This window comes from Nonomuraea sp. NPDC050451, from assembly GCF_044458585.1.
Genome location: NZ_JBITHZ010000033.1, coordinates 62,052 through 76,529 on the forward strand (window position 1 = coordinate 62,052; position 14,478 = coordinate 76,529).

At 71.3% G+C, this 14,478-nt stretch carries 17 protein-coding genes; 8 read left to right on the plus strand and 9 right to left on the minus strand.

Features of this window, described 5'->3' with window-relative positions:
* Positions 1 to 2: 2 nt before the first annotated feature.
* Positions 3 to 1,331: an aminotransferase class I/II-fold pyridoxal phosphate-dependent enzyme gene (locus ACIBI9_RS52420; RefSeq protein WP_397234887.1), complete on the minus strand. Its 1,329-nt coding sequence runs from the start codon at positions 1,329 to 1,331 to the stop codon at positions 3 to 5.
* Between the two features lie 34 nt (positions 1,332 to 1,365).
* Here ACIBI9_RS52420 and ACIBI9_RS52425 point away from each other — a divergent pair, with 34 nt between their 5' ends.
* From ACIBI9_RS52425 to ACIBI9_RS52440, 4 genes are all read left to right on the plus strand, one after another.
* Positions 1,366 to 1,992 carry an FMN-binding negative transcriptional regulator gene (locus ACIBI9_RS52425; RefSeq protein WP_397234889.1) on the plus strand — a complete coding sequence of 209 codons (627 nt, stop codon included), beginning with the start codon at positions 1,366 to 1,368 and terminating at the stop codon, positions 1,990 to 1,992.
* 60 nt (positions 1,993 to 2,052) lie between these two features.
* Entirely contained in the window at positions 2,053 to 2,508 is a 456-nt protein-coding gene (locus tag ACIBI9_RS52430) for a GbsR/MarR family transcriptional regulator (RefSeq protein WP_397234891.1), read from the plus strand.
* A gap of 573 nt (positions 2,509 to 3,081) precedes the next feature.
* Entirely contained in the window at positions 3,082 to 4,461 is a 1,380-nt protein-coding gene (locus tag ACIBI9_RS52435; protein ID WP_397234893.1) for an AlkA N-terminal domain-containing protein, read from the plus strand.
* Positions 4,462 to 4,471: 10 nt separating this feature from the next.
* The gene (locus tag ACIBI9_RS52440; protein ID WP_397234895.1) at positions 4,472 to 5,689 is read left to right on the plus strand and encodes an MFS transporter; all 1,218 of its coding nucleotides are present in this window, start codon (positions 4,472 to 4,474) and stop codon (positions 5,687 to 5,689) included.
* A 167-nt stretch (positions 5,690 to 5,856) separates the two neighbouring features.
* Here the strand turns inward: ACIBI9_RS52440 and ACIBI9_RS52445 are convergent, their stop codons facing one another.
* The 5 genes from ACIBI9_RS52445 to ACIBI9_RS52465 all read right to left on the minus strand — a co-directional run bounded on the left by ACIBI9_RS52445 (position 5,857) and on the right by ACIBI9_RS52465 (position 9,413).
* Positions 5,857 to 6,249 carry a hypothetical protein gene (locus ACIBI9_RS52445; RefSeq protein ID WP_397234897.1) on the minus strand — a complete coding sequence of 131 codons (393 nt, stop codon included), beginning with the start codon at positions 6,247 to 6,249 and terminating at the stop codon, positions 5,857 to 5,859.
* A 3-nt stretch (positions 6,250 to 6,252) separates the two neighbouring features.
* On the minus strand, positions 6,253 to 6,978 hold the full coding sequence (locus ACIBI9_RS52450; RefSeq protein WP_397234898.1) for a hypothetical protein: 726 nt from the start codon (positions 6,976 to 6,978) through the stop codon (positions 6,253 to 6,255).
* 41 nt (positions 6,979 to 7,019) lie between these two features.
* A complete protein-coding gene (locus ACIBI9_RS52455; RefSeq protein ID WP_397234900.1) occupies positions 7,020 to 8,402 on the minus strand; it encodes an SUKH-4 family immunity protein in 1,383 nt (460 codons plus the stop codon).
* 64 nt (positions 8,403 to 8,466) lie between these two features.
* Positions 8,467 to 8,943 carry a GNAT family N-acetyltransferase gene (locus tag ACIBI9_RS52460; RefSeq protein WP_397234902.1) on the minus strand — a complete coding sequence of 159 codons (477 nt, stop codon included), beginning with the start codon at positions 8,941 to 8,943 and terminating at the stop codon, positions 8,467 to 8,469.
* Positions 8,940 to 9,413: a MarR family winged helix-turn-helix transcriptional regulator gene (locus tag ACIBI9_RS52465; protein ID WP_397234904.1), complete on the minus strand. Its 474-nt coding sequence runs from the start codon at positions 9,411 to 9,413 to the stop codon at positions 8,940 to 8,942. The genes ACIBI9_RS52460 and ACIBI9_RS52465 overlap by 4 nt, the downstream gene beginning before the upstream one ends.
* 69 nt (positions 9,414 to 9,482) lie before the next feature.
* Between ACIBI9_RS52465 and ACIBI9_RS52470 the strand changes: the two genes are divergently transcribed.
* Positions 9,483 to 10,169 carry a hypothetical protein gene (locus tag ACIBI9_RS52470; protein WP_397234906.1) on the plus strand — a complete coding sequence of 229 codons (687 nt, stop codon included), beginning with the start codon at positions 9,483 to 9,485 and terminating at the stop codon, positions 10,167 to 10,169.
* Positions 10,170 to 10,228: 59 nt separating this feature from the next.
* On the opposite strand, the gene ACIBI9_RS52475 is transcribed toward ACIBI9_RS52470, so the two are convergent.
* A complete protein-coding gene (locus ACIBI9_RS52475; RefSeq protein WP_397234908.1) occupies positions 10,229 to 10,660 on the minus strand; it encodes a PPOX class F420-dependent oxidoreductase in 432 nt (143 codons plus the stop codon).
* Positions 10,657 to 11,538, minus strand: a complete 882-nt coding sequence (locus ACIBI9_RS52480) for an NAD(P)-dependent oxidoreductase (protein WP_397234910.1) — start codon at positions 11,536 to 11,538, stop codon at positions 10,657 to 10,659. Before ACIBI9_RS52480 ends, ACIBI9_RS52475 begins: the two co-directional genes overlap by 4 nt.
* Before the next feature lie 27 nt (positions 11,539 to 11,565).
* Between ACIBI9_RS52480 and ACIBI9_RS52485 the strand changes: the two genes are divergently transcribed.
* The 3 genes from ACIBI9_RS52485 (at position 11,566) to ACIBI9_RS52495 (ending at position 13,523) form a co-directional block, all read left to right on the plus strand.
* A complete protein-coding gene (locus tag ACIBI9_RS52485) occupies positions 11,566 to 11,967 on the plus strand; it encodes a MerR family transcriptional regulator (RefSeq protein WP_397234912.1) in 402 nt (133 codons plus the stop codon).
* Between the two features lie 151 nt (positions 11,968 to 12,118).
* Complete coding sequence (locus ACIBI9_RS52490) at positions 12,119 to 12,979, plus strand: SDR family NAD(P)-dependent oxidoreductase (protein WP_397234913.1); 861 nt, start codon at positions 12,119 to 12,121, stop codon at positions 12,977 to 12,979.
* 10 nt (positions 12,980 to 12,989) lie between these two features.
* Positions 12,990 to 13,523, plus strand: coding sequence for a MerR family transcriptional regulator (locus ACIBI9_RS52495; protein ID WP_397234915.1), 534 nt, complete (start codon positions 12,990 to 12,992; stop codon positions 13,521 to 13,523).
* Here ACIBI9_RS52495 and ACIBI9_RS52500 read toward each other — a convergent pair.
* Positions 13,494 to 14,417, minus strand: coding sequence for a phosphotransferase (locus ACIBI9_RS52500; RefSeq protein WP_397234917.1), 924 nt, complete (start codon positions 14,415 to 14,417; stop codon positions 13,494 to 13,496). The genes ACIBI9_RS52495 and ACIBI9_RS52500 overlap by 30 nt on opposite strands.
* Between the last annotated feature and the right edge of the window lie 61 nt (positions 14,418 to 14,478).

Genomic DNA, 14,478 nt, shown 5'->3' on the forward strand with positions numbered 1-14,478 from the left:
GCCTAGCCGTACCGGCCGCTTGAAGCCGGGCGCAGGGCGGCGGTGACATCGTCCGCGAGCCGGTCCACCTCGTCGACTGCCAGGGTCGAGACGGTGAGGCGGATCGCGGGCGGCGTGGCGATGCGGTTGCGGGCGCCGGGCGCGACGGCCCAGCCGCGCGCGAGCAGGCGGGTGATCGCGGTGGCCTCGTCCGGAACGGGGATCCACACGTTGAGCCCGGTGCGCCCGTGCGCCGGGATGCCGCGCTCGGCCAGCGCCGTCACCAGGCCGTCCCTGCGCCGCGCGTACGAGGCCGCCACCGCCGCCGTGTCCACCGCGTCCGTACGCCAGAGGTAGGCGACGGCGCGTTGCAGCAGGTGACTGACCCAGCCCGCGGCCAGGCGCTGGCGGCCGCGCAGCCGACCCAGAGTGACCGGGTCGCCGGTGGTCAGGGCGACGCGTAGATCGGGTCCGTACGCCTTGGCCGTCGAACGCGTGAGGACCCAGCGCTGCGTGACCCCCGCCAGCGGGTGCAGGGGAAGGTCCACGAAGCCGGACCCGTGGTCGTCCTCGACGAGCAGCACCCCCGGGTACGCCCCCAGCACCTCGCGCAGGGCCCCGGCCCGTTCGGAGGAGACGGCGGCGCCGATCGGGTTCTGGGCGCGGGCCGTGACCACGACGGCTCGGACCCCGGACCGCAGGGCCCGGGCGAGTTCGTCGGGCAGGGGGCCTTCGTCGTCCACCCGCATCGGCACGGGACGCAGCCCCATGACGCCGACCAGGTCGAGCAGGGCCGTCCAGCTCGGGTCCTCCAAGGCCACCGCGTCGCCGGGGCGCAGCTGAGCGGCCAGCACCCGTTCGACCGCGTCGAGGGTGCCCGAGGTGATCGCCAGCGGGCCCACCGGTACGCCGTCCGCGCGCAGGCGCTCGCCGGCCAGGGCGATCAGCTCCTCGTCGTCGCCCGTCCCGTACATGGCGGGCCGTTCCTCGTGCGCCCGGGCCGCGGCGGCGAGCGCGTCCCCCAGGGGCGGCAGCAGGGCCGGGTCGGGGTTGCCCTTGGACAGGTCGCGCGCGCCAGGAGGCACCTCGATGCGGATCTCCTCCCGGAACGTGCTGGCCGGGCGCGGCCTGACCCGGGTGCCGCGCCGCCCGGCGGTCTCGATGACGCCGCGCTCGCGCAGCAGCCGGTACGCGGCCGCCGCCGTGTTGGGACTGACCCCGGCCCGGGAAGCCAGCTCGCGCACCGGCGGCAGCATCGCGCCTGGTGACAGCCGCCCCTCCGACACGGCGGCCTCGACCCCGGCCGCAATCTCGCTGGCAGTCCCACCCACAATCAGGTACTTTTCTGACACAAAATCCATTATGTACTAATACAAAGAGGTACGGGTGCTTATTCATCCTTGGGACGCGGCCCACGACGGCGGCGAATGGCGGACCTGGCTGCGTACGCACGACTTCGGGCAGCTCGCCGCGAACGGCGTGGACGGCGGCCCGCCGGTCGTGGTGCCGACACATTTCCTGTTCGACGGCGGCAGCGAGGTCGTGCTCCACCTGGCCAGGCCGAACCCGATCTGGGCCGCGCTGGAGGCCAACCCGGCCGTGGTGGTGACCGTGCACGACGACTACGCCTACATCCCGTCGGGCTGGCGCTCCGACACCCCGGAGACCGGCGTACCGACCAGCTATTACGCCTCGGTTCAGCTCGTCTGCCGGGCCCGGATCGTGGACGACAAGGAGAGCAAGGCCGAGATCCTGCGCCGCCAGCTGGCCCACCACGAGCCCGACGGCGGCCACGGCGAGGTGGCCGCGGACGCGGGGCCGTACCGGAAGATGCTCTCGGCGATCCGGGGGCTGCGGCTGGAGGTGGTGGACGTGCGGGCCAAGTTCAAGTACGACGACCACCGGCCGGTCGAGTTCCGCGAGCGGATCGCGGGCGGGCTCGCCGAGCGGGACCTGCCGGGCGACGCGGGCGCGCGGGCGCAGCAGCTCAGGCGGATGTCCCCCGGACGGTGAACTGCTGGTTCAGTCTAGCCTGAAATTACTGGCTAGAAAGCTGAACGTTAGGATGACCGCATGAGTACGCAGGACGGCCCCGACCGCGAGCAGGTGCTCGAGTGGGTCGAGCGGGTGGCCGCGTTCGTCTCCGCGGAGTGGGGACTCGCCCCGATCACCGGCCGCGTCCTGGGCTGGCTCATGGCGTGCGACCCGCCGGCGCAGACCGCGAGCGACATCGCCGACGCCATCGGCGCCAGCCGCGCGTCACTCACGACGAACATGCACCTCCTGACGTCCATCAAACTCATCCGCAGGTTCCGCAAGCCAGGGGAGCGGAACGTCTACTACCAGATCGAGGACGACGCCTGGTCCAAGGTCATCCGGCAGAAGCTCGCCGCGTTCACCGCGTTCGACGAGCTGGCCGCGGAGGGCCTGCGGCTCGGCTGGACCGACGAGGCTCAGACCAGGCGCATCGAGTCGGCCAGGACCGCCATCGCCGGCCTTGCCAAGGTGCTCAACCAGGCCACCGACTGAAACCCGGAGCTGACGCGGCGGGCTCTCTGCGGCCTCAGCGGCGTCGCGCCCCGCCTCGCGGAGCAGCCCGGCCGGGTCCTCGACGCCTTCCTGCAGCGGTACGGGGGTCCTTCGGGAGACCCGGTGGACGCGTACCTGTGGATCATCGTGCTCCTGCCGGCGTACACGGTCGCGCTCTACCCGGTGCTCGCCACGCTCCGGGCACGCCGAGGCCCTGCTGTCCACCGCGGTCAGCCGGCTGCGCTGGGCGGCGGCGCACCTGGCCGTGGCCGCGCTCGGCACCCTGGCGCTGCTGGCCCTCGGCGGGTTCGTCACGGGGCTGATCTATTCGCTGGTCATGGGGGACCAGGCGGTGGGCCGGGTCCTGGCGGCGCCACTCGAACACGTACCGGCCGCCTGGCTCGTGGGAGCCCAACACGGTGTCGGGCGAGCCGTTCACCGCGGCGCCGGCGACGGTGATCCTCGCGCTGACAGCGCTGCTCACCACCACGGCCCTGATCCGCCTCCGCAGCCGCGACTTGATGTCCGATTTCCACTAGTGGGCGCGGCCTGGGAGCCGGAAGAGTGGTCCGCGTGCTCACCGACGAAGACGCGTATTCCGTGCTCAGAAGCCGCGACGGCCGGTTCGACGGCCGGTTCTTCGTGGCCGTCGTGACCACCGGCATCTTCTGCCGTCCGAGCTGTCCGGCCACCCTCCCCAAACGCGAGAACGTCCGTTTCTACCCCTCCTCCGCGGCCGCCCTGGAGGCGGGCTTCCGCGCCTGCAAGCGCTGCCGCCCGGACACCGTCCCCGGCTCCCCCGAGTGGAACGTCCGGGCGGACGTGGTGGGCCGCGCCATGCGGCTCATCGCCGACGGCCTCGTGGACCGCGAAGGAGTCGCCGGACTGGCGTCCCGGCTCGGCTACAGCGAACGCCAGCTGCACCGCCAGCTCACCGCCGACCTGGGCGCGGGCCCGCAGGCCCTGGCCCGGGCCCAGCGCGCGGCCACCGCCAGAACGCTCCTGGAGACCACGGACCTGCCCGCGGGCGAGATAGCGTTCGCCGCCGGCTTCTCCTCGATCCGCCAGTTCAACGACACCGTTCGCAAGGTCTACGGCACGACACCCGGTGCCCTGCGGGGCACTCCCTCCGTCCGCCGCCCACCCGGCGCGGTACGGCTACGCCTCACCTACCGCCCGCCCCTGGACCTGCCCGCCCTGTTCTCCTACCTCGCCAACCGCGCGATCCCGGGCCTGGAAGAGGCCACCGCCCACTACTACCGCCGCTCGCTGACCCTCCCGCACGGCCTCGGCCTCGTCACGCTGCGCCCCGCGGGCACGTACGTCTCCTGTGAGCTCCACCTGGAGGAGCTGAAGGATCTGGCGGCAGCGGTACGGCGCTGCCGCCAGGTCCTGGACCTGGACGCCGACCCCCGCGACATCGCCGACCACCTGACCCGCGACCCGCTCCTCGCCGCCGTGGTGGCGCGGACTCCCGGCAGGCGCGTGCCCGGCCATGTGGACGCGGCCGAGATGGCGATCCGCGCGATCCTGAACGAGGAGACCCCCACCGGCCGATCCCGGCTCGCCCACCTGGTCCGCACCTACGGCACCCGGCTCGGGGGCGGTGCTCGCGCCTTCCCCCGGATGGAGGTACTGGCGAGCTCCGACGCGCCCGCCCCAGTGGCCGCCCTGGCCCGCGCGCTGATCGCCGGGACCCTCCATCTCGGCCCCGAAGCCGATCGCGACCAGGTCGAACGCGAGCTCCTGACCCTGCCTGGCATCGACGCGGAGGCCGTGGCACGGATCCGCATGCGAGCCTTCGGCGACCCCGACGTCTTCCTCCCCTCTGACTCGGCCGTGCAGCGGGGACTGCACCGCCTCGGGCTGACGGCCGAGGACGCGCACCGCTGGCGGCCCTGGCGCTCGTACGCGATGCAACACCTGAGCGCGCCATACACCCACACCCCCTGAGGAATCGTTCGTGTCGACCTATTTGTCCCTCCTTAAGAGCAGGCGTGACTTCCGCAGCCTCTGGCTGGGCGCGTCCGTCTCCGTGATGGGCGACAGCATGACGTTCATAGCGCTGTCCTGGCTCGTCCTGGCCCAGCCAGGCGGAACGGCGAAGCTGGGTTTCCTGGCCGTCTGTTACACCGCCCCCGTCGTGGTCGGCGGCCTGGTCGCGGGGCCGTTGCTCGACCGGTTCGACAAGCGGGCGGCGCTGATCGCCGACAGCGTGCTGCGCGGCGCCGCCGTCGGATCGATCCCCCTCGCGGCGGCGGTCGCGACCGTGCCGAACTGGCTCCCGTTCCTCGTCGCCGCCCTCTACGGCCTGCTGAAAATGGTCCCCATGGCGGCGGTCCCGGCCGCCATCCCCGATCTGGTCGCCCCGGAAGAACGCGACGCCGCCAACGCGCTCGAATCCGTGAGCTACTCCCTGTCCGGCATCATCGGCTTCACCCTGGCCGCCCCGCTCCTGAGCACCCTGGGCCCGGCGAACATCCTGGCCCTGGACGCCGTCACCTACGCCTGCTTCGCCGTGGCCGTGGCCCTGATCCGCCGCCCCCTGCGCCCGCACGCGAAGCCGGCGGCAGCCCAGGCCGCACCCGTGCCGGTCTTCCGCGACAGGGTCCTCGTCGGCACCACGCTCGCCTTCATGGCCTTCAACATCGCCGAAGGCGCGATGACCATGGTGGTCGCGCCATGGCTGGCCAAGGAGCAGCTCCCGGGCGACGGCGCCGCCCTCTCTCTCCTCATGGCCGCCCTGTCGGCCGGTGAGCTCCTGGGCGGATTCGCGGCCGGGGCCTGGCGCCCGAAGATGGACCGGCTGGTCGCGATCGCCGTGGTGGAGCTGGTGGCGGCGGCAGGGTTTCTGGCGGCGCTGGGGTCGCCCGACTGGATCCCGGTGGCCGCGGGTTTCCTGGTCATCGGCATGTTCAGCGCCCCCATGACCGTCTGGGCGCAGTCGCTGCGCATGGAGCGCATCCCGCCGTCCCAGCGCGGCCGGGTCTTCAGCGTCTTCCGCACGATGATGCAGGCCACTCCGCCCATCGGAGCCGCCGCGGTCACGCCGCTGCTGGTGGCGGGCAACCTGGCGGGGGCCGTCGTCCTGATGAGCGCTCTGGCGGCCCTGCCCGCCTTCGGCCTGCTGTTCATACGCGAGGGCCGCCGACTGTGCATAACCGGCTCATCCTGTGGATAACCATGCCCGTACCGGCCCTCACCAGGGGCAGCGGAAGCACCCCCTCCTGGCGCCCCGGCAGGGCCGGAACGCTGGAGAATCAGGGCTTGGCGTCGCCATACCACAGCCCGTGACCACCTCCGCCCGGTTGTCCACCGGCCTGGGCACACACCTGTGGATGAACGCCCTCAGCCGAGCCGGTCCGCGATGCTCCTGGCCACCTCGGCGGGCGGCTGCAGGGTCGTGTCGACGACCTGGCCCTCGCGGCTGAGCCAGGGGAAGGCGCCCGCGTACGCCGGCAGGTGCTCCAGCCGCCATTTCCTGGCCGGCACGTCGTCGGCCGCCTCGATCCGGCGGGTCAGAGTCTCCTGGTCGGTGTGGAGCACGAAGAGGTGCACGGGAATGCCGGCGTCCCGCAGACCGGCGCTGATCTCCTGCCAGTACTCCTCGATCAGGACGGTCTGCAGCATGAAGCCGACCTGCTCGGGATCGAAGTAACGAGCACCGGGAACGAGCGGGACGAGTTCCCTCGCAGTGCTCGTCTTGCCCGCGCCGAACGTCCCGTTCAGCCAAACGATCACGGATCACCAAGTCCAGTAGGAGCGCGCCTCCGACTTCCAGCCCTTCGGGAAATACTGCTGGATCTTGAACGCCATGCCAAGGCCGCGGGCGATGTACTGGTCGCGGTCCAGCTTCCTGGTGATCGGCTTGCCCGGTTCACCCTTGTTGTCCCACCAGGACTCCCACTGCTTGATGCAGGTCTTCCCGCTCAGGTACTGGTTGGAGCAGGGCGCGGGCGGCGACCAGATCTGGGTGTGGCCGAAGTCGATGACCTTCCCCGACGACTTCTCGGTGATGGTCCCCCACGCCTTGAGGCAGTACGCCTGCGAGGGAATGTCCCACTTCACGTAGTGCTGCGGGCCAGACGTGGCGAACGTCCGCAGGTTGCCGCACTTGGCGTCGCCGATCTGCTCCTTGGTCACCCTGACGGTGTAATACGTGCCGTTGCCCCGCCACCCGTCCAGCGTCAGCCAGTCGCCGTCACGTACGAACTTCTCCGCGGAGTCCGGCGGCCACTTCTTCGGATCGCCCCAGCTGACCTCCGAGGTCGTGGACGACAGGGGCTTCCAGGTCCACTGCCCGGCCGCCTGCCCGTCGGCCCAGTACTGTCCGGCGCTGCGCTCGGCGAACCGGGAGTACTGCCCGTAGTTCTCCCCCGCCCGAGCCGGGCCGGCCGCCCCCGCGAGCACCGTGATCATCGCCGCGCCGGCGGCGAGCCACGGCCGCGTTCCCATCTTCTGGATCTTCACCGCCAGCACGCTACAGAGCCCGCGGCGCGCGACGGCTCACATCAAGAATCTTCGAAACGCCCCTTCGAGGCCGGGCGCAGGAGGAACGCGGTGCTCTCGTGCTCGGGAACCTCCACCTCGAGCCCGGTGCCGGCCAGCGCCTGCGCGATCAGCTCCCGATCGCCGGCCCACTGCAGGACGAGCTCGTCCACCAGATCGCCGTACGTGTCGAAGCTCGTCGTGTGCGACTGGGTCGTCCAGAAGACGGCCCTGGGCGGCTGCCCGGCGGCGGCGGCCGCCTCGTGGACCTGCTGCCAGGCGCCGGACGCGGTAGGCCAGAGGTCGGGCTCGGCGAGGTAGCCGTGCGCGGCCAGCCGGTCGAAGGCCGCCGAGATCCGGCACAGGTCGGACGACCGGTCGGCGGCCAGGCAGGTCACGACCCCTTCCTCCGGCTTGTTCAGACCGTGGACCGAGGCGATGAGCGAGTCCATCAGGGCGTCGCTGTGCTTGGCCAGTTCGTCGGCGTCCATCTCCAGCAGCGCGTCGTAGTCGTCCTCCTGACCCGCCTGCCCGGGAACGGAGACCACGAGACCCTCGCGGGCGAACGCCGCCTGGATGTTGGAGGGCAGCCCGCCCCGCCACGCGAGCGGCACGTCGTCGGCCAGCGCGCCGTCCGGGGTGAAGTGGTCGGCGCACGGGCTCAGCAGGCCGCTGGTCTCAGTGTCGGACGCGAAGCGTTGGGCATCGACGATCTGCCAGCCCTCGTGCTCCAGCCGGCTGAGCGCCCGGTCGAACCCCTCGCGCTGCGTGCCGCGCGGCGGGACGGCCTCCTCGAACTCGATCAGCTTGGACAGCGTGTCGGCGACCTCGGCGCGACGCTGTTCGAGGAACGCGCGGGTCTCGGAGATGAGGTTCCGGCTCATCAGGGTGTCCATCACCATCGACCACCAGGCTTCGGCGTCGTCGAAGGCGACCGGGTCCAGCTCCTTGAGGGAGAGCCACAGCTTCTCCGTGTACTCTTTGCCGGCCTCCTGGGACTCGCCGTTCAACGCCTGCTGGCGCAGCCTGAGCCGGTAGAGGAACTCGACGAAGTTCGCGAGAGAGCTGTTGACCTTCTCCGCCTGCGGGGTCTCGTCCATCGAGAGCAGGCCGACGACGCCGCTGCGGATGTCGAGAAAGTAGCGCATGCCCGAGTCTCCCGACGTGCCGCCGAGCGTGAGGACGTTGAGGTCCCCGCCCGGCGTCCGGAACACGACGAGGGAGCCCACCCGCGGCTCGTCGGCGATGAAGGTGGTGAACGCCTGGTCCGCGCGCACCGGCAGCCCGACCTCGGACAGGATCCGGACGTCCTCCTCCGACAGCCCCTTCTCCCGGCACTGCTCGACGTCCATCAGCAGCAGGCCCTCGTCACCGAAAGCCTCGACCATCTCTTCGTGCGTGACCACGATTCAACACCCCGACGTCAGACCCTGAGATCAAGTTCCCCCAAGGGTAGGGGATCTTTACGGATCAGACGGTACGTTCCCAGCGGACCTCCCCCTCGTACCACCGGTCGGTGGGACGCAGGCCGGCCGACCTGGCGACGGCGGCCGAGGCCGCGTGGTCGGGGTGGATGTGCGCGACGATCGTGTCGATCCCCTCGCCTATGAGCCGGTCGACCAGGGCCCGGGCGGACGCGGTGGCCAGGCCGCGGCCCTGCCAGGGCGTGCCGATCACCCAGGCGATCTCGGCGGTCCGGCCGTCGATCGTGGCCTGCACATATCCGACCAGCCGCTCTTCCTCCCGCGACCAGATCACCCAGTTGCGCCAGCCGGGCGGCCCGGCGACCAGCCGCTCGTAGCGGGCGCGCAGCTCCGGCGTGGTGAGCGGGGCGCCGCCGGTGAACGTGTGCAGGTCCGGGTCCGACAGCACGACGGCCATCTCGTCGGCGTGCTCCGGGCGCAACGGGACGAGGACGAGCGCGGGCGCCTCGATGGGACTGGTCACCGGCTCATTCTGCCGTCAGCCCGCCCCAGTTGCCGTTCGTACAACTCCCGGGAGCGGCGCAGGAAACCGGCCAGCAGCTCCAGGTCGGCGGCGCTGTAGTCGCGCATCAGGGTCTCGCCTTCGGTGACGAACGGCCCGTACAACTCCCAGGTCTTCTGCCGGGCGATGTCGGTGAGCTGGATGAGCGTCTTGCGGCGGTCGGTGGGGTCGGGGCGGCGGGCCAGGTAGCCGAGGCGCTCCAGCCGGTCGACCAGCGCGGTCACGCTGCCGGTGGTCAGTCCGAGCGCGGTCACGAGCCGGCTGTGGGTCAGGTCCTCATGCTGATTGAGCAGCTCCAGGCAGCGCAGGTCGGTCCGGTTGACGCCGAGCAGCTTGGCGGCCGCCTCGTCGTAGGCGTCCACGGCCGATTGCATCGCCTCCATCTCCTCGGCGACGGTCCGGCGCAGCGCGTCCCAACTTTCGTTTGACATTCGAGCCTCTCGACTATCAAGATAAAAGTGTCTTGAACACCAAGATACATGACTATCGAGAGGATTCCGATGGGCACCACAAATCTCCGCAAGCTCAAGCCCCTGCTGGTCATCGCTCCGCTGGCGGCAACCCTGGGCGGGCTCGGCGGCCTGGCCGCCTCCTCCCCCGTCTACGTCGCGGCCGGAGCGGCCGGCGGGCTCGTGTGGACCGCCCTGGCCGCCCTGCTGACCGGCCCGCTGCTGCGCCTGCGCGACCGATCCCCGAGGCTCACCGACAGCGTGACGCTCGCCGCCGCGTTCGTCACCGCGCTGACCCTCGGCGCCGGCCTCGTCCAGCACGTCATGTACCCCACTCCGGACGCCTACCTGCACCTCATGCGCTCAGACGCCGCCGCCGGCGCCACCGGCCTGTACATGGCCGTCAACCCGCTGCTCGAATGGCTGCTCATCCCGGCCGCGCTCACCTTGGCCTGGCACACCGGACGGCAGCGCCGGCTGCTGCTGATCGCCGCCGGCGTCTACTACCTCCAGCGCATCACCACCTACCTGTACTTCGCCCCCACCGTCCTGAGCTGGACCGGCACCGGACCCGTGCCGCTTCCCCAGGTCGCCCTCTGGCTCGACCTCGACCTGGCCAGAATGACCCTCGACCTGACCGTCATCGCGGTCCTCGCCGCCGCGGCACTGCGCCGCCACGCCTCCGCCCCGTTCGCCTACCCGACGATCGCCGCCGGGGGACCGGGACGGCACGCCTGATCACTCACCAGTGCTCCCCCCAGCCCGTCGGGCGAGGAGGCCGCACCCGAGGGCCAAGGTCAGCGGACCCTTTCGCCGTACACGTGCTCGACCCTCATCGTCATGAGCACCCTGCGGTCGTACACCATCACCGACCGGTACTCGTCCCAGTCCGGATGCTCCCCCGCGGCCCGGCGGTAGTAGTCCACCAGCGCCTCGACCTCGGGACCGTGGGGGTCGGCGCCCGGCCCCGTGAGCGTCACCGTGCCCTCGGCGGTGGCCCACGACCAGCCGTCAGGGCTGGTGACCTCCAGTGCGGCCCGCGGGTCCCGGCGCAGGTTCGCCGTCTTGGCCCGCCCCTCGGTCATCGAGACGTAGATGACCTCGGCCTCCCGGTCGTAGAAGGGCATGACGGGGGAGAGCTGGGGGCGGCCGTCCGACTTGAGCGTCGCGAGGACGCCCAGCCGGCTCTCCGCGAGCAGCGCGCGCGGGTCGAACGGTGCGGCGGTCATGCGGGCTTGCGGAACTGCTCGACCATCGCCGCGTACCCGTCGCCGCCGCGCCCGTCGGCCACGGCGCGGTCGGTCAGGGCCTTGATGAACCTCGGGAGCTCGGCGTTGACACCGAGGGCCTCGCTTTCGTGGATGAGGTGGTCCATCGCGGCCAGGTGGGTGTCGATGGTGGAATCCAGGGCCGGGTACGTGCCGCTGTCGACCTGCTCCGCGTAGGCCGCCAGCCAGCCGTTCACGATCTCGATCCCCTTGCTCGCGAGCGGGGCGTACGCTTCTGCTCGCACCCCCGCCGAGCCGAGCAGGGCGGCGCCCTGCAGGAAGCCGTTCAGGACGTTCCACATCAGGCTCAGCACGGCCATCTCGTGCAGCGCCGACAGGGTGTGGTCGTCGCCGAGGTACGTCGTCCCCGAACCGAGGCTCCTCAGGACGGGCTCGTACAGCTCGAAGGCCGACCGCGGCCCGCTGTAGGTGATGACGGCATCCGCCCCGATCTCGGCGGGGACGGCCATGATCGCGCCGTCGAGGTAGGCGCCGCCCTGCCGCGCCGCCCACTCGGCCGTCTCACGGGCGCCCTGCGACGTACCCGACCCAAGGTTCACCAGGACGCGGCCGTCGAGAACCGCGCCGAGCGGGTCGAGGAGCCCGTGCACGGCGTCGTAGTCCGTGACGCAGACGACCACGAGCGGGCTGGCGGCGACGGCGTCGCCGACCGAGTCGGCGAGCTTCGCGCCCTGGGCCACCAACTGGTCGGCCTTTGCCGCCGTACGGTTCCATACGGTCGTGGGATGTCCCCCGCGCAGGAACGCTCCGGCCAGTGCCTGGCCCATCAGCCCCAGGCCGATGACTGTCACGGGAGTGTGGTTGGCGTTGTTACTCATGGCAGAATCCTCAACGTTCATACCGATATGAAGGTCAAGGGGGGAACGAGCGTGCTGATCGGGGAGTTGAGCCGGCAGACCGGAGTTCACACGCATCAGCTGCGTTACTACGAGGCTCAGGGCCTGCTCGAGCCAGAGCGTGGCAGCAACGGCTACCGCGAGTACGGCGACGACGCCGTGCTGACCGTGACCCAGATCCGCAGGCTGCTCGAAGCCGGGCTGTCGACCCAGGAGATCGCGTACCTGCTGCCCTGCGCCACCGGCGCGGCCCCGGACCTCGAGCCCTGCCCAGAGCTTCTGGACACGCTGCGAGCCCGCCTGCACGGCCTGGACGAGCACATCGACATGCTCGCCCGCTCCCGCCAGTACCTCCGCGACTACATCGACGTCACGGAGCGACGTGTTGCGGAGAGCGGGTCCAATGCTTGAGGGCTTAGAGACGGGCACGCGCTACATGGCGCTGATCGCCCGGAGGCTCCCGCGCTGGGTTCCGGCAGGTGGACGAGCTCATTAGGGCTTTTCGGTCGACCGGTCCCAAGTAGTTGCGTTCGAGCGCGCTCGAAGCCATAGCGTCGCCGCCATGACGACACAGACCTGGATCATCACCGGCGCGTCCCGCGGTTTCGGACGCGCGCTGGCGGAGGCGGCGCTCATGGCGGGCGACCGCGTGGTGGCGGCGGTACGCCGGCCCGAGAGCGTGGCCGACCTGGCGGCGAAGCACCCGGACAACTGCCTGATCGCGGAGTTCGACGCCCGGGACGCCACTGCGGCCGGCGAGCTCGTGCGTGCCACCCTTGTTCGTTTCGGACAGCTCGACGTGCTCGTGAACAACGCGGGCCGCGCCGTGGTCGGAGCGGTCGAGGAGGTCGGCGACGCGCAGCTGCGTGAGCTGATGGATCTGCACCTGTTCGGCCCCGCCGCGCTCGTGCGCGCGGCGCTGCCCGCGATGCGCGCGCGGGGCACCGGGACGATCGTGCAGATGAGCAGCCAGGGCGGGCGGATGTCGTTCCCGGGGGTGGCGGCGTACTCCGCGTCGAAGTTCGCGCTCGAAGGCTGGTCCGAGGCGCTGGCCGGGGAGGTCGCGCCGTTCGGGATCCGGGTGATGATCGTCGAGCCGAGCCGGTTCCGGACCGACTTCAACGCGGGTGATGTGCTGGAGTTCGTGGAGGCGTCCGAGACCTACCGGGAGCTGCTGGCCGCCGTACGCGCGGACATGGCCGGGGCCGACGGCCGCCAGGAAGGCGACCCGGTGCGGGCGGCCGAGATCATCGTCTCCCTCGCGCACAGTGACGAGGTGCCGCTGCGGCTGCCGCTCGGGCGCGAGGCCGTCGAGCGGATCTCGGGTACGTACCGGCGCGGCCTGGAGGAGGTCGAGCGGTGGGCCGAGACCGCCCGCAGCGCCGACTTCGCGGACGTCCCGGCATCAGTCCGCCCGATTTAGGCTGGCTGTCATGGCCACCGACGATCTGATGACCAGGGCGCTCGAAACGCTCGGGGACGACGGCCCGATGTCGGTCGAGGCGATCCACCGCCTCACCGAGCCGGCCGACGTACCCGAGCCGATGACGATCGCCGACGTCGCCGACCTTCTCGGCATCTCGCCCCACACGCTGCGCTACTACGAGCGGGCCGGGCTGGTCGAGGTGGCCCGCGACAGCCACGGTCATCGCGTCTACGACGCCGAAGCGGTGCGGCGCCTGGTGTTCCTCACCCGGATGCGGCTGTCCGGCATGCCGATGCGCGACCTGCAGGACTACATCTCGCTCGTCGACGCCGGGGAGCACACGGTGCCCGAGCGGCTCGACATGCTGATCGAGCATCGCGACACCATCCGCCGCCGGATCCGTGAGCTGACCCTTTCCCTCACGGCGGTCGAGTACAAGATCGCCACGTACGGGGGCTCGACCGGGCCGGACGTCCAGGCCCCCGCCACCGACCGGCCGTCGCGACTGGCGCTACGGGCGGAGGCGTGGGGACAGCACTGAGACGGTCTCGGTGGTGACGAAGTCGACGTAACCGGCGGGAGGCTTCATCCCGCGCGACAACATCCAGTGGATGCGACCGGCTCCGGTCAGCGCGAGCGTGGCCCGGTAGCCCAGCTCGACGTCGGCGGCGTCGAAGCGGCCGGCCAGTCCGTCGAGGTGGTCGGTGAGATGGCGCCCGAGGGTGGTCAGCGCCAGGGATGCGAGATCGGCGCCCACCGGGCCCACCCCGAACGTCGCCCAGTCCAGCGCCACCGTGTCGGCGCTGTCGTCGGCGGCGACGAGGTTGCCGTGGGAGAAGTCACCGTGCACGAGCACTCGGGGCACCTGGTCGAGCCGCTTCAGCAGGTTGTGGCGTTCCTGCCACAACGCCGGGATGTGCGGGGGCAGGTCCATGCCGGCCCAGTTCAGGTCGCTGACGGCGATCCGCTGGGCGAGCTGGTGGCCTGACAGCCACGGTACGTCGGGCACGGTGACGCCGGCCTGCCAGCGGCCGAGCCGGTGCGCGGCCACGTGCGGGGCTTCCGGTGTGGCGCCGACGTCGGCGAGATAGACGGTGTCGTCGATGACGCCGTAGCAGCGGGGTGCGGCCAGGCCCGGTCCCTCTGGCAGCAGTCCGCTGGCGTAGGCGAGAGGTTCCCGGCGCCAGTTGGCCCAGTGCCGGGGGTCGGCGGCGCCGGCGGCGTGTCGTCCGGTGGTCAGCGGCCGGCAGGCTTTGCGGATCACGGTGAAGGCGACCTGGTCGTGGCCGAGCCGGGCCAGGCCCGACAGCCTGGTCACGGCACCGGTGGCGGCCCCCGAGCTGCCGGTGATCGGCTCGCTCCGGCACGACACGAGCGTGCCTCCTGGGTGGCCCAGCACCGCGTCCAGCACCGCTTGGGGAAGCAGATCCGTCATTCGCGGCACGGTAGGCCATCACTGTGCTCGCGTGCCTGCCATTTTCCGCGCGGCGACCCCG